The sequence below is a fragment of the Paenibacillus sp. FSL R7-0179 genome (assembly GCF_038002265.1).
Taxonomy (GTDB): domain Bacteria; phylum Bacillota; class Bacilli; order Paenibacillales; family Paenibacillaceae; genus Paenibacillus_AQ.
This window is the reverse complement of sequence record NZ_JBBOCC010000002.1, coordinates 1,334,718-1,353,326: the sequence shown is the minus strand read 5'-3', so window position 1 is coordinate 1,353,326 and position 18,609 is coordinate 1,334,718. Positions and strand designations below refer to the sequence as shown.

The window sequence follows — 18,609 nt, the reverse complement described above, 5'->3', positions numbered from 1 at the left end:
GAATGACCTTGAATCCCATTTATAACCAGACCCGGTACATCGCCCGCAAAAAAATATTCTCTGCACTCGGCGGAAAACTACATATCTTGGGTGATTCGGGGCAACTGCTACTGTTCTCCGAAATGAAAGCGTTCCGGCTGAGAGAGGACATTACACTGTACCCTGACGAGACAATGGGGAGGGAGCTGCTGCGGATTAAAGCGCGCAAGATTCTTGATATCAGCTCAACCTATGATGTATATGATATGGAGACCGGGGAAACGGTGGGCGCACTCCGCCGCAAAGGCCTGAAATCTCTCATCAAGGACGAGTGGGCCATCCTGGACACACAGGATAACGAGATCGGCACCATTAAGGAGGACAATGCCTTCCTCGCGCTGCTGCGCCGTGCGCTTGCCATTATTCCGCAGAAATATGATTTAGAAATCGGGGGAATGGTGATTCCTGCCTTCCGGCAGAACTTCAACCCGTTTGTCACCAAAATCACTGCCGATTTCTCAAAGGACACCCACGGCAAGCTGGACCGCCGTCTCGGGATGGCCGCTACTATTCTGCTGTGTCTGGTAGAGGGCAAGCAGGATTAACCGAATGTAGCTCGCAGTAATTATGGATCGGCGCACTAAAAAGGGTGATTCCAGAGCCGTATGGCCCTGAAATCACCCTTTTCCTGTATGATAACGAATCCCCGATACGCTGCCGGTGCTTATTGGGCGCCGTACATTTGGGACAGGCTGTCTGTGATGATTTTGTTCACATCTTCGATAACCACACTAAGACGGCGCTCTGCGTCGAACAGACGGCGGATACCCAGGTTCAGGTTAAGCACCTCGAAGAGCTTCTCCATCTTCTCCATATCCTCCTGCGGCGGCATGTCCCCGCTCATCATCCGCTGCTGCAGCTCAATCTGGCTCTGGCGGAAGTTGTCGAGCATCTGCTTGCTCTCCGGATCTGCTTCGATCACCTTCATTGCACTGGTAATATCCGATACCTCACTGCTGTCCTTAATAGCACGCGCTAATTCATGCGCCTTATCAATCACGTTCATTCTATTTCCTCCTCCAAATGATGTTCGTCTCTGCTTCGCTTCAAAAAATCCCCCGCTTATTCAGGCAGCTTCGTCTATGCCTGTCCAGCAGGCAGCCCCGGGGGCTGTCCGCGCCCAAATTTGGCAGCCGCGCAAGTTACGCCCGGACACGCCTGCTTCCTTCTGTGCTCCCGCCCTCCGGTCCGGGTGCGCCTGCCAGCCCCCTGGCTGCCGGCGATATTAATCCGCCCGGCACGGCTTTTTCGGGAATAGGTCAATCACCAAGGGTCAGATGTCTCCATATGATGAATGATATGTAACCCTCAAGAATCATATTGCCGGCACGATGCTTGCCTACCGGAAGGAGATCCACGATGTCTAAGCTAAAGATCCCGGTTCAAACGGTCCACTCGGGCATCCTGCAGGAAAATGCTGTAATGCTAGGCGACAAATCCATGAAGAGGCTCAAAATACCGGCGCACGGAACCATTCAGCTGAACTTCGGCTCTTTCCGGCAGGAGGTTACTGTAATTCCTGTCCCCAAATCCGACAGCCTGCGTGTAAGTGAGGCACTCGGCCGGCGGCTTGGCTTAAGACAGCGCTTGACACTTAACGCTTCCTACAGCACCGGCAGCCGCATTCTGCGTCTGGGGCCGATGATTGGCGTCCTGGTGAGCCGGGACCATCCCGAACAGCCGGAGAGGGTCTTCGGCCAGATTACCATGTTCTGCCGGGAGCTGACCCATGCCTGCCATGCACAAGGCGCCTATGTCTATTTCTTCACCCCGGAAGCGCTGGAATCGCGCACCACTACCATCCAGGGCTGGGTCTACGATGAGGGCTGGCGGAAGCTGAGTCTTCCTGTTGCCGATGTGATCAACAATCGGCTGACCACGCGAAAGGTAGAGAATAAACCTAGCGTACAGCATTTTTTGGCAGATGTAAAATCCCGCTACGGAACCCACTTCTTCAACGAAAAGTTCCTAGACAAGACAGAGGTATTCGAGGCGCTGGCTCTGGACCCCGCCCTGCAGCGGTACTTGCCCGAATCGCATGCCCTGAACGGCTTCGCCATACTCAAAAAAATGTGCAGCAGCTACCAAAGCGTGTTCCTGAAGCCGGTACGCGGTAGCCTCGGCAAAGGCATTCTGCGCATTTCCAGGGAGGAAGGCGGCGGCTACCGGCTGCTGTCCACCACTCCGATGGGCACACGCAAGCAGAGCTATTCCAGCCTGGCGAAGCTTTTTCAATCCATTGCTCCGAAGATGAAAACCACCCGCTTCCAGATCCAGCAGGGTCTCTCCCTGATGGAGCTTGGACGGCGGCCGGTCGATTTCCGGGCACTGGTACAGAAGAACGGCACCGGCAAATGGGGCGTCACCTCCATTGTGGCCCGGACCGCCGGAAGTAATCATTTTGTCTCCAATCTGGCCCGCGGCGGTACACTCAGTACGGCCCGAGAGGCTGTCGGCAAAAGCAGTCTTCCGGCCGGTGTCAAAGAGAGCACTCAGATTCAGCTGCCCCGAGCGGCGCTGGCCATTGCAAGAGGGGTTGAGACCTACATTCCCGCCCATTTCGGGGAGCTCGGCATCGACCTTGCACTTGACCAATCCGGCCGGATCTGGCTGCTGGAGGTCAACTCCAAGCCGTCCAAGAACGACAATACACCGCTGAATGACCAGAAAATCAGACCCTCTGTCAAACAAATGATTCTATACTGCCGTTATCTGGCCGGGTTATAAGGAGGACATCATGACCACAACAGCAATGGGGTTCCTTGGCATTATGACAGGCCGTCGCCACGGGATTCCTCCCTTCGCAGAGCCGGAGTTATGCAGTCATCTCTGCCGTGCGGCCCCGCTGTATGAGCTGAAGGTCCTTGTTTTTCATCCGGAGGATGTGGCGGCGGACGGCTCCTATGTCCGCGGATATGAGTGGCAGAACGGACAATGGGAGCCTGCGCAGGCTCCGCCGCCCGACATTCTCTATAACCGCTGCTTCTACCGGACACCGGAGGAGAAACGGGCAGCATCGGCTGCCCTGTCTGTATTGACCCGCTGTCTGCCCTGGTCCCGCGGGCTTCCCGATAAATGGGGAGTCTACGAGATTCTGCGGCGCAGCCCCGCTGCCGCCGCCCTGCTGCCGGAGACTGAGCTGTACAGCAGCCGCGAAGCGCTTGGCAATATGCTCGCCGGAAGGGAATACGGCGTTTTCTTGAAGCCCCGGACCGGCTCCCACGGCAAGCGCACCCTGCACGCTGTGCTGCTCGGCAGACGTGAAGGCGGCGGAGTGAAGGTGCGGGGCAGAGACCGGGATAACAAGCCTTTTCAATATGTTTTCGGTACGCTGGACGAAGGTCTGGACTGGATCGGCCGCTTCATCGGCCAGCACCGCTATATCATACAGCCTTACCTGCATCTCACCGGCAGCGGAGGACAGCCGTTCGATGTACGTGTGCTGATGCAGAAGAACGGCACCGGTGCCTGGAGCCTGACCGGCATGGCCGTCCGGCTCGGCACCCGGGGCTCACTAACCTCCAATCTGCATGGCGGAGGCACAGCTGTTCCCGTCCTCCCCTTCCTGCTGGACGAATACGGCGCGGGAGGAAGAGACCTGCTGGAGGAGCTGACCCTGGCGTCTACGCTCCTGCCTCCGCTGCTGGAAGAATCCTGCGGCAGACTCGGAGAGCTGGGCCTGGATTTTGGCATCGATGCCGGAGGGAGAATTTATCTGCTGGAAGCCAATTCCAAGCCAGGGCGCACGGTGTTCCGGCTGACGGGCGACCGCCGGGCTGCTAGACTCGCCGCCGAGAACCCGCTGCGCTATGCGCGCCATCTGCTGCTTACCTCAAGCAGCTATCACAAGCTGCCTCCCGGGCAGCTCCGTTCACACGGGAGAATGATATCTATGGTTCCAAAGGAGGATTCATAAATGGGTCTCACTTTTTGCAATGTACACTTCACCAAGCAGCCTGATCGAGTAGTATATGTCTCGGGTGAACTGATGAGAAGCCTGAAATTATCCGGCAAGAAAAATATCCGCCTGCGCCTCGGTAAAGATGCCATCCCGGCCACGATCAAGCCGATCAAGCGTGCCGGCAAGCACCTCTTCCTGGCCTCTGGCGTCAAAAGCGCCATCAAGGTCCCGAAGTCAGGCGGCGTCTACCTGCGCAATCTGCAGAATGACGAGGTGCAGCTCGGGCCGCTGGTCGGCGTGCTCTCAGACGGACCCGCCTCCGCTGCGCAGCCCTTCGGCTCCCGCACCGGCTTCATCAAGCAGCTGCTGCGCGAAGGCAGCAACAAATGCTACATCTTCGCCTTCATGCCCAGGGATATCGACTGGCAGCAGGAGCAGGTCAACGGATATTTCCTGACGGCAAGCGGCCGCTTCGAGCGCAAGCTGGTGCCCCTGCCGGATGTCGTCTATAACCGCCTGCCCAGCCGCAGAGCTGAGACCTCCCCTTACATTAACCAGCTGCGGGAACGCTTCGGACGCAAGAAGATTCCGTACTTCAACTGGAGCTTCTTCAACAAATCGGATGTCTACCGGCTGCTGGAGAACGACGGGGCAGCGAACCGCTTCGTGCCTGAAACACACAGTAACCCCAGCTCCGAACAAATGCGGGATATGCTGGACCGTCACCACTTCGTCTATTACAAACCGTCTGCCGGCAGCCTGGGACACGGCATCTACCGCCTGACCTACCTGCCGAAGAAAGGATATTTCGCCCGGTACCGCAGGAATGGCAAGAACGTGCTGCTGCGCTTCACCAGCTTCGACAGCCTGATGCGTATGCTGCGGGGCCGCCACGGGCAGAGCATGCAGAACTATGTGGTCCAGCAGGGCATCCGCCTTATTGAGATTGACAGCTGCCCGATTGATTTCCGCTTCCATATGCACAAGAACGGCAGCAATCAATGGGTTGTGGTCGGGATCGGTGCCAAAAAAGCCGGACGGGGCAGTGTCACCACCCATCTGAAGAACGGCGGAGCGCTATTGACCCCTCAGCAGGCCCTCGGCCGGGTGTTCGGGGCCAGATCAGATGAAGTGCTCCAGCGCGCCAAAACCACTGCCGTCAAGCTCGCAGAATCCTTGGAGATTCAGCACCGCCATCTGCTCGGCGAGATCGGGTTCGATCTCGGCATTGACCAGGATGAGGATATCTGGATGTTCGAGGCCAATGCCAAACCGGGACGCTCTATCTTCCGCCACCCCTCCCTGCGCGCTGAGGGCAAAGCTTCCATTGAGCACATCCTGGAGCATTGTCTGTATCTCAGCAAATTCCGCAGGAGGGATGACTTGTGAACAGCCGGATACCCGATCCCAGCAAGCCTGTAATCGCCATTCTGACCACCAGTGACCGGCTTAAGCAGTTCCGCGGCAACCGCAATAACTTTCGCGACATTATCCGTACCGGCAGAGAAATGGGCTATATGGTCTATGTCGTCACGGTCCGTGACCTGAAGCTGAATGAGCCGACTGTGACCGGCTACATTCCTTCCGCCAGCGGGAAGATCTGGTATGCCGTGCCTGTTCCTCTGCCGCAGGTCATCTATAACCGGATTCCCAACCGCGAGGAGGAGGAGAAAGCACCGGTCGCGCGCAAAATCGCCGAGTGCCTGGAGCATCCTGAGATCTCGCTGTACAATCCGAGCTTCTTCAATAAATGGAATCTCTTCGAGTGGCTCAAGGAATCCAAGGCCACCTCGCGGCATGTGCCCAAAACCCGCCGCCTGCGCAGCGCAGCGACCCTTACCGCGATGCTGAAGAATCACGAGAGCCTCTATCTCAAGCCGGAGAAGGGCAAGGCGGGCAAAGGCATCATGCGGCTGGGATACCGGCCGGACACTCTCCTGCCCTACCGGCTGCAGATTCAGAGCGGCAAAAAAAATACGACCTACAAGGCCGCATCCGTCGAACGGCTGTGGGCCCGGATCGGCCGGGAAAAAGGGTCCGCCCGCTATATTGTCCAGCAAGCCATCGTGCTTGCCGGACACCGCGGCCGTCCCTTCGATCTGCGGGTGCTGCTGCAGAAGAACGGCCGGGGCGCCTGGGCGGTAACCGGCATCGGTGCCCGCCTGGCCGGGGCCCGCAGCATCACCACCCATGTGCCGCGCGGCGGCAGCATCGAAGACCCCTCCAGCATGCTGGAGGGAACCTTCGGGCCCGAGCAGGCAGAGGTTATCCTGAAGAATGTCTCTACCACAGCGCTGCTGGTTGCCCGGCAGATTGAGCGGGCTTCCTCCAGCATGCTGGGCGAGATGTCGATGGATCTCGGGGTGGATGAAGAAGGCGGAGTCTGGTTCTTTGAAGCCAACTCCCGCCCGATGAAGTTCGACGAGCCGGCAATCCGCAAGCTGTCACTCGAACGCATTTTCCAATACGGCAACCATCTGTCCCGCCAATCCAAATAATCCATTATCCGTCAAAGGAAGTGACACCATGCAGATATCCTCACTCTACGACAGCAATCCCGTACAGTGGGAATCCAGGCGAACCGGATTGCTTGAGTTCCTGAGGGAGTATGGGGAGCAGCGGATTACCCTTCGCGGGTGCAGGAGGCTGGCCCGGCTGACGCCGGATCAGCTCGCCCTGCCGGGAGTCTCCTTACTCGTTGCCACGGTGCGGGGGCAGAACGGCCGCCAGCTCGCAGGCGTCAGCTTCGTGTCCGGCTTCGGCAAGGAGGCCTGTGTAGTCGCCGTTCATCCCCTGTACCGTAACAGGCATACAGGCACAGCCCTGCTTGCTGCACAGCTGGAGCGCCTGGGGCAGCTGGAATGCCATGTCGCCTGCGACAATGCAGCCAGCCTCAAGATGTGCTTCAACATCGGCCTTGCCGCTGTTGACCTGGTTACCGGCCCAACAGGCAAGCCCACCCTGCTCTTGCGTTCCCCGGGGAGCGCAGTTGATCCCGCCATTCTCCCGCAAGGAGGTGAACTCCTGTGCCAGAGCCCGTCCTAGGCATCCTCACTCTGTATCTGAACGACGCCAAGCAGCTCGAAGAGAAGAGTGTATACCGGAGGATGATTATCGAAGGCAGCCGGATCGGGCTGCATGTCTTTGTGTTCACCCCGGCAGATGTACATGTCAGCAAGGACCTGATCCATGCCATGGTCTATGATGTCAAAAGCGGCGTATGGTCGCGGAAGTGGCGCTCCTTCCCGAATATGATCTATGACCGCTGCCGGATTCAGCGCAGCCAGCGCTTCCAGCAGCTGCTGCGCTTCCGCGCGCGGTACGATCATCTGACCTTCCTGAACCGCCCGCTGCGCAATAAATGGACGGTGCACCAGACCTTCTCCCAGCGGAGCCGCTTCCGGCCCCATATGCCGGAGACGCTGCTCTACCAGTCCTCCGCCGATCTGCACCGGATGCTGAAAGTAAGCCCCGTTGTCTATGTCAAGCCGATCAACGGCACCGGGGGGCGCGGCATCCTGCGGATCGAACGCCAGCGGGAAGGCAAGTCCCTGTTCGATATCCAGGGACGCCGCCAGAGCCGCCAGATTATCGCCCCGCGCAAGGTGTCGCTGAACCGGCTGGAGACCATCGTCCGCCAGTGGTGCATCAGCGGTAAATTCCTCGTGCAGCAGGGCATCCCGCTGCGGCTGCCCAGCGGCCGGTTCCACGATTACCGGATGCTGGTGCAGAAGAACGGCCAGGGCGACTGGGAGTTCACCGGCATGGCCGGCCGGGTGGGCGCCGCCCGCAGCGTCACCTCGAACCTGCATGGCGGCGGGCATGCCATGAAGGCAGAGACGCTGCTGAAGCAGTGGCTCGGCAGCGAAGAGCGGGCCGACAAGGCCATGCGCGCTGCCGAGAAGCTGGGGATCGAGGCTGCCGCCTATCTCGAAGACAGCTTCGGCGCCCTCTGCGAGCTGGCCCTGGATCTGGCCATCGACCGCGAGGGCAAGATCTACGTGCTGGAGGTCAACCCCAAGCCCGCCCGTGAGGTCTTCGCCCGCTCCGGCGACAACACCACCTACCGCAAAGCGCTGGTCCGCCCGCTGGAGTACGCAATGTGGGTGTATAAGAATAAGAACACGCCTAGTTCTTCTAAGGTGGTTGAGGAGTAGAAGATTGTTAATCTATAAAATGACAAGTGCCCCTCCGTATATGCGGAGAGGCGCTTGCTGTTTATTTTTTGAATTTTAGTGCACCACGTAGTTGCCTACATTTAAATCAGCATTTTTGGTGAACGTTTTTGAAAATATGCAGCATCATTCATAGCTACTTCTTTGAAATATGGGATTGAAAACAATATAACTGAATGTGCGTATGTATAACTTTGTCCCCCTCCAATTGAACTGAATAAAGAAAAAATCACTACAATGATTACACTAATTGATATAATTCTTTTCATTGTAATAACCCCTCTTCTTTTCTTACTTTAATCAAATAATACAAGATCAAAATGAACTGAAATATAAAAATGCTAAATGGGAGCAGAATGAGCATTTCCACCTGATATTCAGGAAAGAATTTAATCTCAACCACTGCTTGCTCATACTCTCCGCTCCTTTGTATTGCTTTGGAAAATAAAATTAATAAAGAACTCGGTAAAACAGTTAATAGAAACCAGGTAATATGATATTTTATCCTCCGCGTTTTTACATATAAAAACGAATTAATTAAAAGTAAAAACAGTGGCCCAAGGTACATCTTTATTGAAAAATTCAATAGCTTTATTCCCCAACCCTCTATTCTTATCCTTAGAAAATAAATTAAGAATAGCTGTAGTCCAATAGCCAACAGTACATAGAGAATGGCTTGGAGTATTGTTTTTAATGCTCTCACATTTCATCACCCATAGCACAAAAATAAAAACTATTTGTATTACAATATATATAACAGGAACGATAATTACTAATTCAAAAAAACCACTGTCAAAATTCAAATCTATAAAATAATTTTCAGTAGGTTCATTTTCTCTACTGTTATAAAAAAGTATTAGAAGACTAACACTAGGGACTGTGCTTATGCAAAACCATATTAGGTTACATATAAGCCTTTTTGTTAGTAATGAAATCATGCAAGTTGCATACAACAGGATAATTAGAACGAAAGAAACAACATATGCTTGTCGTACTGCTTCTTCCTCCCATACTTCTGACTTCAGATTCAAAAAACGAATAACAAATAAATGTATAAACACAATAAAGATCACTTGTAAAATCGCTTTTACACTTACTAAAAAGAACTTTTTTATTTTATTCACACCTCACAATTAGGTAATATAGTTACCCTTCCCTTATGTTTGCCGTAATCCTATAATCGGAACGATTATCCGCTGGTATGAAGGTAATAATTATTCAGGATGCTGCCGTAAAGGTAGTTGCAGAGCAGCGTTACAACGGCCGTTATAAACACCTTCTTTTATGTAATGGATTATTTATTCTCTAACCCTAAATCCCCGCATATTTTATAAGGTTCACAGTAGCTAACGCTTTTATCTATATTTATTACGAAATCTATCAGCAATCTTTCATTACTATTCTCGAAAATTTTCAACCTGACATCTTCTCCATATGTTAAACCAAGTAACTTGTCGACATCTTTTTTCTTAATCTCTTCATTGGTAGTTTTATTCAATACGACAACGTTAATATTTCTTATCTCCTTGAACCTTTCCCTACTTTTATTAACATCAACTGAATACGGTAGTTTTTCTTGTTCCGCCATTACCTCTACTTTTTCAATAAACTTTTCATTGTTCGAAACGCTAATGTTAGAAAGTTCCCGCTGTACTGATGATTTTGCTTCGGCAAGCCAAGGTGTAATGAAAAAGAAAAGAACGGTGGTCCCAAAACAAATAGCAAGCAAAAGGGGTAGTTCTTTTTCTATTAGGTGCTTTGCAAAAAAAAGATAGGCTATAATACATAACAACAAAAGGGTAGCGTAAAAAAATAAAGAATCATAGTGAGTTACTGTGAATAGGTCGCCACTACCAGTAGAAAAGATTATCCCTATAACTAAAAACCAAATACCTACACCCATGGCTGCGCTTAAGGCAATAAAAAATAAACTCATTATCATTTTATTCTCCGGTTAAATTGAATTTTTTCCTTTAATTATAATTATCGGGCCCTCCCTATTAATCTTGTATATTAATGTTAAATTCCGGAGGTAGAAAAATTGAGAAAGACACTTTTCCTATTGATACCGTTGTTGTTATTATTAGTCCTTGAATTCTCCAGCACTAATAAACGCAATCCGAATATTTATCTTATTCGAAACAATTATGTGGGATGGGTGCAGATTATTTATAATCAAGAGGGGTTTAACGCTATCGAAAAGGATAACGGAAAATATATTTTTACCATTCCTGAGTCTGGAGTATTAAAAACTTCCACTCCCGATGTTGAATATGGGATATCTTTCGAAGAATTCTACTACTATGATGAACAAAATAAGCAGCAAAAATTAGATACCGATCAAATGATCCACCGTCACACTATAGGCAACGGCGAGTCGGTTAGCAGTTCCGGTAAAATCGAGGGGCCTACGGTGCAGCGCTTTTTTGTAGGAACAGAAGCCGAGCTTCAAAATCATCCTGCTCCTGACTATCCTGTTGAATTAATGAAATGAGTTTAATCCGCTTGAATACTTAGATGAAGTGTACCGTTGTTATGCTCCTTAAGCAGCTTTGAGAAAAGTTGGCTAGAGTAATCTATTTTACGTTCAGGAAATTCACCGGTAAGTACAATTTTCAACATCTGAAGCAGACGCTTGCCCGTCAGTTCCGTAGGCCCGGAAGACCATTGTCTGATACTGGGATACAAATAGATCAGCCCGCTGTAACGAAAGGCTGCCCTCAATCTTTCGTAAAAATCAGCAAAGCTAAGAGCTACACCGTTTGAGAGGAGTTCCTTGTAATACATTCGAGAATCCTCCTGGTTGAAATAACTGACCAGATCGATATAAAAAGGGGCATAATGACACCACCCGAAATCAATGATATACGGCTCTCCATTATATTCACGGACATGTGAACCATCTGCTGGCTGCAAATCACCATGCGTAAGGGTTAGGCTCTCCTTCTCTCTGTATAAGGCCGCCATATCACGCGCAAAAATGCTGGCTTTCTCACGCAGTAATGGCAGATAAGCGCCAAATTCCCGGCTAAAATCCGGGTTTTGTACAGTGAGCGCTTCAAAGTGATCCACAGACAATGTCGTAATCACATAATCCTCCCAATACTTACGGTCAGCGTGGGGAAGCCAAGACATCTCAGAACCTCTACGCAAATTACGGGCATGGATTCTGGCCAGTGCCTCTGCAACCCTCGGTGTCCAATTTGGACCCAGCGGAGCCATCTTGATTCTCCCCAAATCCTCCATCGCCATCCACTTAGGCTCATCTGTCCGAGTGTCCGCAGAAAAGGCTGCTGGCGTGTTACGGTGTCCCTGGTCAGTTAACCGTTTCATAGCCATTCTCTCTTTCAGGGCCGCTTCCTTAAAAATCATACTTTCCCTTTGACCATTTTCATAAATAATTCCTATGCGGCGCACTTCCGCACCGGACCATCCGCGTTCGTCTTCTGTCATAGATCCTAGCTCCAAATGCCGGACCTTTCCCTGCTGAAGCATATCTGCTAAACCTTGCGCAGCAATAAGCATGTGAGATTCCACTTTAATTCACCTGCCAATCTAATTAATTCTCTTTTCTCATTTTAAACAGATAATAGTATGCGTGAATTATTTAAGCAGTTCACTCAAACTCTCAGGATTAAATACCCACTCCTTCCCCTCTGCATCAACCATAGTAATTTGCTCAGGCGGATTCTCCAGACTTTTTCCCCTCACTACAAGATGCCCTTCCCCTTCGATTTCGTACTTTCTGATATACACTCCTGAACCGATATCTTCAAAAGCATACTGGTCAAAGTCCTTCCAATGCAGTGAGGCTGCTTTTTCAGATAAGCTCTTTAATTCATTTATAGGAATATATACGTTTACGCTTACTTTCGGGCCATACGTCTCCTTCCAATACTCAAGCCACTGCGTATACTCCATCCCCTTCATTTCCTCCAGCGACTTCCCTTCAATCGAATACTCGCCGGCTGCGGTCTGTTCATCAGTCTGTTCCCCAGGGGTGTTCGGGTTATCGCTACAGCCAACCACGGCCAGCAGCACGAGACCTAGAACAAGGGATAACACTGTATCTGTACTTAGTTTTCTCATGTAGATAATACTATCATAAAATACTTTATTTGGGATGTTAAACCAATGAACTTGTCGATCATTTAATTACACACCTTGTATAACCAATACACCTATTGTATACTCCAATCAAAGGAGCGATGACATGCGAAAAATAAAGCGAATCACGTTATTCACAGGGATAGGGTTACTGAGCCTGATTGGGATTGCTGTTCTTGCCGTCAACGCTTTTGTCATCCAAAGACCGGTCACTACAACCCCTGTCATCGCAGAAGTGAAGCCTTACGAGTGGAATAAGGTGAAGCTGGGCGGGAATACCCTTTCCAGTGATGGGTCTGAGTATTTTATCTGGACGAAGAGCGGTGAGAGCAACAACTGGATCATCTTCTTTTCCGGTGGCGGTGTCAGCTGGGATGCACAGAGCGCAGCCCACCCCATTAAGCTTATGAACTTTATTAAAGGCGGAGATACAGGCAACTATTTCGCTGACATTCCGTTCTATATGCTGACTTTGCTGGGCGGGATGATGGATACGGACAACCCGGATAATCCTTTTCACGGCTGGAATGTGGTCTACCTTCCTTATTCAACAGGCGACTTCCACATTGGTAACCGCACCACAGAGTATACAAAAGAAGATGGCAGCACCTTCACCATGCGGTATAACGGGCGTACTAATGTGCGCAGCAGCCTCGACTGGATCTATGCGAATGTGGCTAAGCCCGATAAGCTGCTGATTGCAGGCGAGAGCGCCGGCGGATTCGGGTCAGCCTTCTGGGCGCCCGAGATTGCTTCACATTACCGGGATTCTGAGATCTTTCAGTATGCGGACAGCTCCTTCCTGAAGTCAGACAAGTGGCCGAATGTGATGAAGCAGGAATGGAACTCGGATTTCGTTAAAAGCTTCGGATACGAGCCGGAGGCAGATATCATCGGGGCTGCTTTTCGGGCGAATGGCCGGCTGCTGCCAGCAGGTACAGTGCTTTTACAAGCCTACTCGGTATATGATGAGATTCTGATTCACTTCCAGAACAAGATCAACGACTACAATGGGCCACGGGACCAGAAGCGTATTAAGGCATGGTCAGAGGAAATGCGGCAATCGGTAGCTGCTCTAGCTGCAACGGTCCCTAATTATTATTACTATCTGACGGATTACGGGCTGAATACTGAGAACGGGACAACCCCGCACACTTTTTCCACCCGGGAGACCTTCTATCAGGCGGAGCAGGATGGTGTGAAGCTTGTGAAGTGGCTGGGGGATGCGGTCAATCAGCAGAAGCGCTATTCGGTAGGCAGTGAGTTTTTGGAGGCTCCGGCAACCGCTCAGGAGTAGGTTCAGCAGCAATATTTTCGCAGGAAGACAGGAGAGAAGATCATTGAATTTACGTGAAAAGCAAATGCAAATGACCAAAGGCCTCATTAAGGAGGCCGCGCTGGGCCTATTCTGTGCTCAGGGGATTGAACGTACGGATATGACGCAGATCGCCGGACAAGCCGGTGTCTCCCGCCGCACGCTGTACCTTCATTATAAGGACAAGGAAGATTTAGCCGCTGAGCTCTATGTGGATAATCTGGAGCGGATGTTTGGCAGGCTGCTGTTTGATTTTGATTTTGCCCGGCCTGTTCCGTCCCTGGAGAAGATTCTGGATCAATATCTGGCGCTTAGAGAGCATGAGGAGGCGTTGATCTATTATGATGCTCTTTTTGGAGTGTATTACAGCACCCTGTCCAAGAATCCGGCGGAGCTGCCTGATTTCAAGAGAGCTATGGAGGTCTGGTATTCCCGGTACATAAACCTTGAGACCGCAGCGGTGGCTCCAGAGCATCAAAAAAAGTGGCTGGATCTTCTGCAGAAGTCCACCCACCTCTATTTCATGTATTTGCAAAAGGCTGTTATTCTGTCCCATCAGCGGGGCGGTGCCGTTACGGAGGAAGACCGGGCAGCGGACCGGCAATTCAAGGATTTCATTATGGCTGGGGTGCGGGGAGCCTGACGTCCATCGTTACTCTTTGGATAATATCATAAACCACATGGAGGCCCACAGGAGTAACTGAATGACCGAATAGACAACGGGAAAGAACCACATTAATTCCAAATAACCCTGTTCAAGAGGAAATACAATAAATGCAGATTCGCTAGGCTCAGCGCCTGCAGCCTCTTTTAATTTAAACAGAATAGCAACACTGGGAAGTAGACTGATCAGGAACCAAATCAGATTGTACCTGAGCTTCTTTATTTTCAACGACCGGATACAAGTTGCGTAGAGCAGGAATACAGGAGCACAATAGGTCAATACCATTTCCATTCCCTCTACTTCCTGCCACTCCTCCGTTTTTATTCTCAAAAAGGTGATTATCCCTAAATGTAAGATAACAACCAATGCAACCTGTGCTATTGCTTTCATCCTAAGATACATCTTCTCGCTCAATGGATCTCCTCCGCGATTATGAATTCTTCGTTTTGAAAATTTTCCCTTCCTACCAAATTATCGGTTCCTCTTCATCATTTATGTATATTGTGGCATGCCGAAAAGCCGTTTTCTCCCCCTTGATCCGGGCAAAAAAACGGCTTAGGCAGAATCAGGCCTGCCAACCTTTAACTGAGCTGCATACTTGTAAGACAGGTATCGTCACTCTCAAACGTGGAGATCTCGGACGTAGCCTCTTTGCCCTCATGAGTAATGGTCAGCTTGTAGTTCTGATCACGCGGCAGCCATAGGTCGATGAAGCCGTTCGGCTGGGATTTGACGGTCTGGTTCATGATCTCCTTACCGTCCGCGTCTTCGACCGTTACCCCAAAGGATTGGCCAACCATCTCTCCCTGGCAGCCGGTCAGGCTGTGGGTGGCACAGGGATGCGTCTTGTCCAGATAAGGAGCGACCGATAAGAAAAATTCATCCTCCGGCAGCCCATAGACTGCTTCGTTAGAACCGCCGTTGTCCACAATCAGCTGGGTCGAGGTAATCGAAGCGGACTCCGCCGTTAAGGTGCGTGAGCTGAAGTCAGCGACCATTTGCTTGATGTCCTGACTGGCAGACTGGCCGCTGCCCGGAGTCGTGGCAACCTCCGTTGTCTTCGTTCCCCCGCTTCCCGTGTACAGGTAGATTCCCAGCGCTGCAATAACTGCACAGGCAGCCGCTACTATTTTATTGTTCATACTATAGATTCAGCTCCTTGTAGATGGCATTCAGCCCATTTCTTCCCGCAGATCATGCTCCATGAACAGAATATCACGTTTCATTTCCTTCATGCTAGCTCTGGAGATCCGTCCGGCCTCGAACATCAGCTGAATGTTGTCACGCTCCAGCTGAATCCCCGCGCGGGACAGCTCGTGCAGCGACTCTTCGAACTCCCGCTTCGTAGCAGAGATAGACTCCTGACGGGTCAGTCTGAGCCGCCCCCGCTCATAACGAAGAATCAGGGAGCTGATTACTTCAGGCTCCATCTCCCCCGTATTCTGCAGCTCTCTCAGCTGTTCAAGCACGTAAGCGAAAATCCCGGACTGCAGCCGGTTCGATTCCTCACGCCGCTCCTGCGCGTTTAAGCGGACCTGCTGGATGACACCTGTGATTTCTTCCAAGCTTTTGAATGGAATCAGGTCATTCTTGTATTGCGGATCACGGGTGTATACGAACAACTGCCGATTCAGCCTGTTCAGATAGCGGTAGGCCGTGTACGGGTTCACCTCGTGCTGCTTGAGCGCCTGCATGATGTATTCCCGCTGCCACTTGAGCGCTGTCACCCCAAGCTTCCGTTCCATTTCCTCAGCGTCATCATTCTTCTTCAGCAGGCGGATTCTGGCATTGTAGGTGCCGGTCAAATGATTCAAAGCCATCCGGGACTGGGACTGATCTGTCGCCTGCTCTTGCAATCCGGCAACTACGTTGCGCAGAATTTCGATTTTGGCCTCGGCCTCCTCAGCATTATGCTCCGCTTCATGAGCTGAGCCAAGCAGCAGCGGCAGCAGAAAGTTAGACGCCAGCAGGGTCCACAGAATGACACCCGCCGCCAGGAAAATAATCAGGTCTCGCGCGGGAAAGTAAGAGCCGTCATCCAGGAAAAACGGCAGTGACATCGTACTCGCCAGGGTAATCGTACCTCGAACCCCCGACAACGTGAGAATGAGCGCCTTTTTGAATTCCAGCTTCCAGGGTCCGCGCGGCTCCTCGCCTTCGGGAATATCCATGACCAGCATCCAGATCAGCCTCAGACCGAGGACAGCAGCGGTTAATAGCAAGGTATACAGGATAACCTGGACATTGCCTATATCCGGATTGTTCCAGACCGTCTTAATAATCTCCGGCAGTTGGGTACCGAGGAGCAGGAACACCAGACCGTTCAGGACAAAGATAATGACCGCCCAGGTACTTTTGGACACGACGCTCAGCTTGGCTACCTCAGGATTCATCTGCTTGTAGCTGAAGGAATGGGCGATCCCTGCACTGACCACTGCCAGAATGCCATTAACCCCGAGCTCCTCAGCAGCCATAAAAATAGCAAACGGCGTCAGGATCTCAATCAGCATATGTAACGTGACATTCTCCATCCCCAGCCTGCGCAGCCAGCGGACGATCCCGTATTTAATGAATGTCAGCACAAGGCCCAGCACCACACCGCCAAGCGAAATGGAGATAAAGCTCAGGCTGGCCGTTTTGAAAGAGAAGGCACCTGTAACCATAGCCGCGACTGCAAATTGAAAGGATACCAGACCCGATGCGTCGTTAATCAACGATTCTCCTTCGAGAATTTGCATCGTCTGATGGGGAATTTTCACTTTTTGCTCCAGTGCGCCCACAGCAATCGCATCCGTAGGAGCCAGTGCCGCCGCCAGCGCGAACGCAGCCGCCAGAGGCAATACCGGCAGCAGCCAGTGCAGGAAATATCCCAGCACCCCTACCGTTAGAAAAACCAGCCCCAGTGCCAGCAGCAATATCGGCTTTTTCAGCTTCCATAAGGCCACTTTATCGGCAAGCCTGCCGTCATTGAACAGCAAGGGGGCAATGAATAATAACAGGAACAGCTCCGGGTTCAGCTCCAGCTCGAAATGCAGGGGCAGCCAGGTCAAGGCCATGCCCAGTGCAATCTGAATAATCGGCACGGAGAGCGAGGGGATGAAGCGGTTCACCAGATTAGACAGCGACACGGCTGCCAGCATCAACAAAATATACTCAAATAATTCCAATCGCACAAACCTCCATCTCTGCACTTGCGTGTGCAGATACTAAATTACGTTATGTATGTAAACTCAGTATAAACGATCTGGGAGGAAATATCCTCTTGGCGGCTGTTATAGATTACGAATAAACGGGTAATGTCCAGACATCGATAAACCATTTATTGCCACCTGCGCAGGTGCCAGCGTATAATTAACTCAGACGAAGAACGTCCCAAGCCATCGCTGGCAGAGGGGCGTTCTTTTTTTGTCAATATGAAGGGGGAATACATATGGAGTTTGAAAAAGCGCATCAGCTGCTATTGGACCGGCATTTGTCAATCCGATCAGGGGAGCGCAGAGGCCGGCTGTCACGGGGACACCAGTATGCTGAGAAGCTGATGCTGCGCAATGTCTGGTGGCCGCTATTCGGCAACCTGGATGACCTGCACCCTGAATATGAAATCTATGACTGGAACCGTAAATCACAGTTTCTGGATGTCGCCTTTCTCCCCTCCTACGGGAAATTCGGTCTGGAATGTGACGGTTATCAGAGCCATGTGAAGGATATGGACCGGGAGAAATTCAGTTACTCGCTTAACCGTGATACATTCTTGAGCGGAATGGGCTGGAGAATCATCCATTTCTCCTTCGATGATGTACAGAACCGCCCGGAAATCTGCAGGATGCTGCTGCAAATGGTCATTACCCCTGCCTTGCTCCGTAACCCGTCCGGGCAGTCTCTCTTACCGCTGGAACGAGAGATCCTAAGACTATCCTGGAGTCAAAAGAAGGGCTTACGCCCCAAAGATGTGATGCTCCAATACGATGTGAGCTTTCGGACAGCGCGTAAACAGCTGCAGGAGTTGGTCCGTAAAGGCTTTATGCGCCCAGTGATCCAAAGCACTTATGTATGTTATTACGAGCCGGTAGAAGGATTATCCGATTGGTTTCTGTAGTGATTGGGGTTATGGGGAGCTCGCCCGCTGAGGAGCAAAGTAGGTTTGTTAACTAGTTTAGAGTAGATTAGTTGGGTGAGCTGTGAGCTAGTGAGGGGTGGGGTGAGGTGAGGTGCGGATGCCGAAGGCAAACTGAAAGTGTTGCAGAAAGTGCAACTTAGCCATCCAGATACCAGAGTGTGCGGCAGAATTGTTGCAGGAAATGCAGGAAACTCAACGTTAAGTTACTTAAATGCAGAGTAATCCTGCTTTTTGTGCAACATTTGCCGATTGTAGTCTCTCAAGGAGAAGGTATGTTGCATTATGCGCAGG

At 51.3% G+C, this 18,609-nt stretch carries 19 protein-coding genes; 11 read left to right on the top strand and 8 right to left on the bottom strand.

Translation table 11 applies throughout. From position 1 onward, the window contains the following. Positions 1 to 2 precede the first annotated feature (2 nt). A complete protein-coding gene (locus MKX63_RS22305; RefSeq protein WP_341020150.1) occupies positions 3 to 584 on the top strand; it encodes a hypothetical protein in 582 nt (193 codons plus the stop codon). A gap of 119 nt (positions 585 to 703) precedes the next feature. Here the strand turns inward: MKX63_RS22305 and MKX63_RS22300 are convergent, their stop codons facing one another. Further along, the gene (locus MKX63_RS22300) at positions 704 to 1,045 is read right to left on the bottom strand and encodes a YlbF family regulator (protein ID WP_036691219.1); all 342 of its coding nucleotides are present in this window, start codon (positions 1,043 to 1,045) and stop codon (positions 704 to 706) included. A gap of 353 nt (positions 1,046 to 1,398) precedes the next feature. Here MKX63_RS22300 and MKX63_RS22295 point away from each other — a divergent pair, with 353 nt between their 5' ends. From MKX63_RS22295 to MKX63_RS22270, 6 genes are read left to right on the top strand one after another with little or no spacing between them, the layout of a single operon-like run. After that, the gene (locus MKX63_RS22295) at positions 1,399 to 2,766 is read left to right on the top strand and encodes a YheC/YheD family endospore coat-associated protein (protein ID WP_341020148.1); all 1,368 of its coding nucleotides are present in this window, start codon (positions 1,399 to 1,401) and stop codon (positions 2,764 to 2,766) included. Positions 2,767 to 2,776: 10 nt separating this feature from the next. After that, positions 2,777 to 3,955, top strand: coding sequence for a YheC/YheD family endospore coat-associated protein (locus MKX63_RS22290; protein WP_341020145.1), 1,179 nt, complete (start codon positions 2,777 to 2,779; stop codon positions 3,953 to 3,955). Beyond that, entirely contained in the window at positions 3,956 to 5,329 is a 1,374-nt protein-coding gene (locus tag MKX63_RS22285; protein WP_341020143.1) for a YheC/YheD family endospore coat-associated protein, read from the top strand. Further along, positions 5,326 to 6,438 (top strand): YheC/YheD family endospore coat-associated protein, encoded by a 1,113-nt coding sequence (locus tag MKX63_RS22280; protein WP_341020141.1) that lies wholly within the window; start codon positions 5,326 to 5,328, stop codon positions 6,436 to 6,438. The genes MKX63_RS22285 and MKX63_RS22280 overlap by 4 nt, the downstream gene beginning before the upstream one ends. A gap of 28 nt (positions 6,439 to 6,466) precedes the next feature. After that, positions 6,467 to 6,985 (top strand): N-acetyltransferase, encoded by a 519-nt coding sequence (locus MKX63_RS22275; RefSeq protein ID WP_340755157.1) that lies wholly within the window; start codon positions 6,467 to 6,469, stop codon positions 6,983 to 6,985. Then, on the top strand, positions 6,967 to 8,097 hold the full coding sequence (locus MKX63_RS22270) for a YheC/YheD family endospore coat-associated protein (RefSeq protein WP_341020139.1): 1,131 nt from the start codon (positions 6,967 to 6,969) through the stop codon (positions 8,095 to 8,097). Before MKX63_RS22275 ends, MKX63_RS22270 begins: the two co-directional genes overlap by 19 nt. A 551-nt stretch (positions 8,098 to 8,648) precedes the next feature. Here the strand turns inward: MKX63_RS22270 and MKX63_RS22265 are convergent. Together MKX63_RS22265 and MKX63_RS22260 are read right to left on the bottom strand one after the other, a co-directional pair. Continuing rightward, entirely contained in the window at positions 8,649 to 9,239 is a 591-nt protein-coding gene (locus MKX63_RS22265) for a hypothetical protein (protein WP_341020138.1), read from the bottom strand. 170 nt (positions 9,240 to 9,409) lie between these two features. Then, the gene (locus tag MKX63_RS22260) at positions 9,410 to 10,051 is read right to left on the bottom strand and encodes a hypothetical protein (protein WP_341020136.1); all 642 of its coding nucleotides are present in this window, start codon (positions 10,049 to 10,051) and stop codon (positions 9,410 to 9,412) included. 105 nt (positions 10,052 to 10,156) lie between these two features. Between MKX63_RS22260 and MKX63_RS22255 the strand changes: the two genes are divergently transcribed. Then, positions 10,157 to 10,609: a DUF6843 domain-containing protein gene (locus tag MKX63_RS22255; RefSeq protein WP_341020134.1), complete on the top strand. Its 453-nt coding sequence runs from the start codon at positions 10,157 to 10,159 to the stop codon at positions 10,607 to 10,609. 2 nt (positions 10,610 to 10,611) lie between these two features. On the opposite strand, the gene MKX63_RS22250 is transcribed toward MKX63_RS22255, so the two are convergent. Both MKX63_RS22250 and MKX63_RS22245 read right to left on the bottom strand, forming a co-directional pair. Then, positions 10,612 to 11,568 (bottom strand): phosphotransferase, encoded by a 957-nt coding sequence (locus MKX63_RS22250; protein WP_341020132.1) that lies wholly within the window; start codon positions 11,566 to 11,568, stop codon positions 10,612 to 10,614. Between the two features lie 150 nt (positions 11,569 to 11,718). Continuing rightward, entirely contained in the window at positions 11,719 to 12,204 is a 486-nt protein-coding gene (locus tag MKX63_RS22245) for a hypothetical protein (protein WP_341020131.1), read from the bottom strand. Between the two features lie 124 nt (positions 12,205 to 12,328). Between MKX63_RS22245 and MKX63_RS22240 the strand changes: the two genes are divergently transcribed. Continuing rightward, entirely contained in the window at positions 12,329 to 13,519 is a 1,191-nt protein-coding gene (locus MKX63_RS22240; protein WP_341020130.1) for a pectin acetylesterase-family hydrolase, read from the top strand. Positions 13,520 to 13,562: 43 nt separating this feature from the next. Further along, positions 13,563 to 14,180, top strand: coding sequence for a TetR/AcrR family transcriptional regulator (locus tag MKX63_RS22235; protein WP_341020128.1), 618 nt, complete (start codon positions 13,563 to 13,565; stop codon positions 14,178 to 14,180). A 9-nt stretch (positions 14,181 to 14,189) separates the two neighbouring features. On the opposite strand, the gene MKX63_RS22230 is transcribed toward MKX63_RS22235, so the two are convergent. The 3 genes from MKX63_RS22230 to MKX63_RS22220 all read right to left on the bottom strand — a co-directional run bounded on the left by MKX63_RS22230 (position 14,190) and on the right by MKX63_RS22220 (position 17,368). After that, positions 14,190 to 14,615 (bottom strand): hypothetical protein, encoded by a 426-nt coding sequence (locus MKX63_RS22230; protein ID WP_341020126.1) that lies wholly within the window; start codon positions 14,613 to 14,615, stop codon positions 14,190 to 14,192. A gap of 167 nt (positions 14,616 to 14,782) precedes the next feature. Further along, positions 14,783 to 15,343 (bottom strand): CueP family metal-binding protein, encoded by a 561-nt coding sequence (locus tag MKX63_RS22225; protein ID WP_341020123.1) that lies wholly within the window; start codon positions 15,341 to 15,343, stop codon positions 14,783 to 14,785. A 30-nt stretch (positions 15,344 to 15,373) separates the two neighbouring features. Continuing rightward, complete coding sequence (locus tag MKX63_RS22220; protein ID WP_341020122.1) at positions 15,374 to 17,368, bottom strand: Na+/H+ antiporter; 1,995 nt, start codon at positions 17,366 to 17,368, stop codon at positions 15,374 to 15,376. Positions 17,369 to 17,631: 263 nt separating this feature from the next. Between MKX63_RS22220 and MKX63_RS22215 the strand changes: the two genes are divergently transcribed. Beyond that, positions 17,632 to 18,297, top strand: coding sequence for a hypothetical protein (locus tag MKX63_RS22215; RefSeq protein WP_341020120.1), 666 nt, complete (start codon positions 17,632 to 17,634; stop codon positions 18,295 to 18,297). Positions 18,298 to 18,609 lie beyond the last annotated feature (312 nt).

Bases quoted from the DNA above. Each gene is read 5' to 3' on its own strand.
- MKX63_RS22305 (WP_341020150.1), top strand. From the start codon at position 3: ATGACCTTGAATCCCATTTATAACCAGACCCGGTACATCGCCCGCAAA.
- MKX63_RS22300 (WP_036691219.1), bottom strand. From the start codon at position 1,045: ATGAACGTGATTGATAAGGCGCATGAATTAGCGCGTGCTATTAAGGAC.
- MKX63_RS22295 (WP_341020148.1), top strand. From the start codon at position 1,399: ATGTCTAAGCTAAAGATCCCGGTTCAAACGGTCCACTCGGGCATCCTG.
- MKX63_RS22290 (WP_341020145.1), top strand. From the start codon at position 2,777: ATGACCACAACAGCAATGGGGTTCCTTGGCATTATGACAGGCCGTCGC.
- MKX63_RS22285 (WP_341020143.1), top strand. From the start codon at position 3,956: ATGGGTCTCACTTTTTGCAATGTACACTTCACCAAGCAGCCTGATCGA.
- MKX63_RS22275 (WP_340755157.1), top strand. From the start codon at position 6,467: ATGCAGATATCCTCACTCTACGACAGCAATCCCGTACAGTGGGAATCC.
- MKX63_RS22260 (WP_341020136.1), bottom strand. From the start codon at position 10,051: ATGAGTTTATTTTTTATTGCCTTAAGCGCAGCCATGGGTGTAGGTATT.
- MKX63_RS22250 (WP_341020132.1), bottom strand. From the start codon at position 11,568: ATGACAGAAGACGAACGCGGATGGTCCGGTGCGGAAGTGCGCCGCATA.
- MKX63_RS22245 (WP_341020131.1), bottom strand. From the start codon at position 12,204: ATGAGAAAACTAAGTACAGATACAGTGTTATCCCTTGTTCTAGGTCTC.
- MKX63_RS22240 (WP_341020130.1), top strand. From the start codon at position 12,329: ATGCGAAAAATAAAGCGAATCACGTTATTCACAGGGATAGGGTTACTG.
- MKX63_RS22225 (WP_341020123.1), bottom strand. From the start codon at position 15,343: ATGAACAATAAAATAGTAGCGGCTGCCTGTGCAGTTATTGCAGCGCTG.
- MKX63_RS22215 (WP_341020120.1), top strand. From the start codon at position 17,632: ATGGAGTTTGAAAAAGCGCATCAGCTGCTATTGGACCGGCATTTGTCA.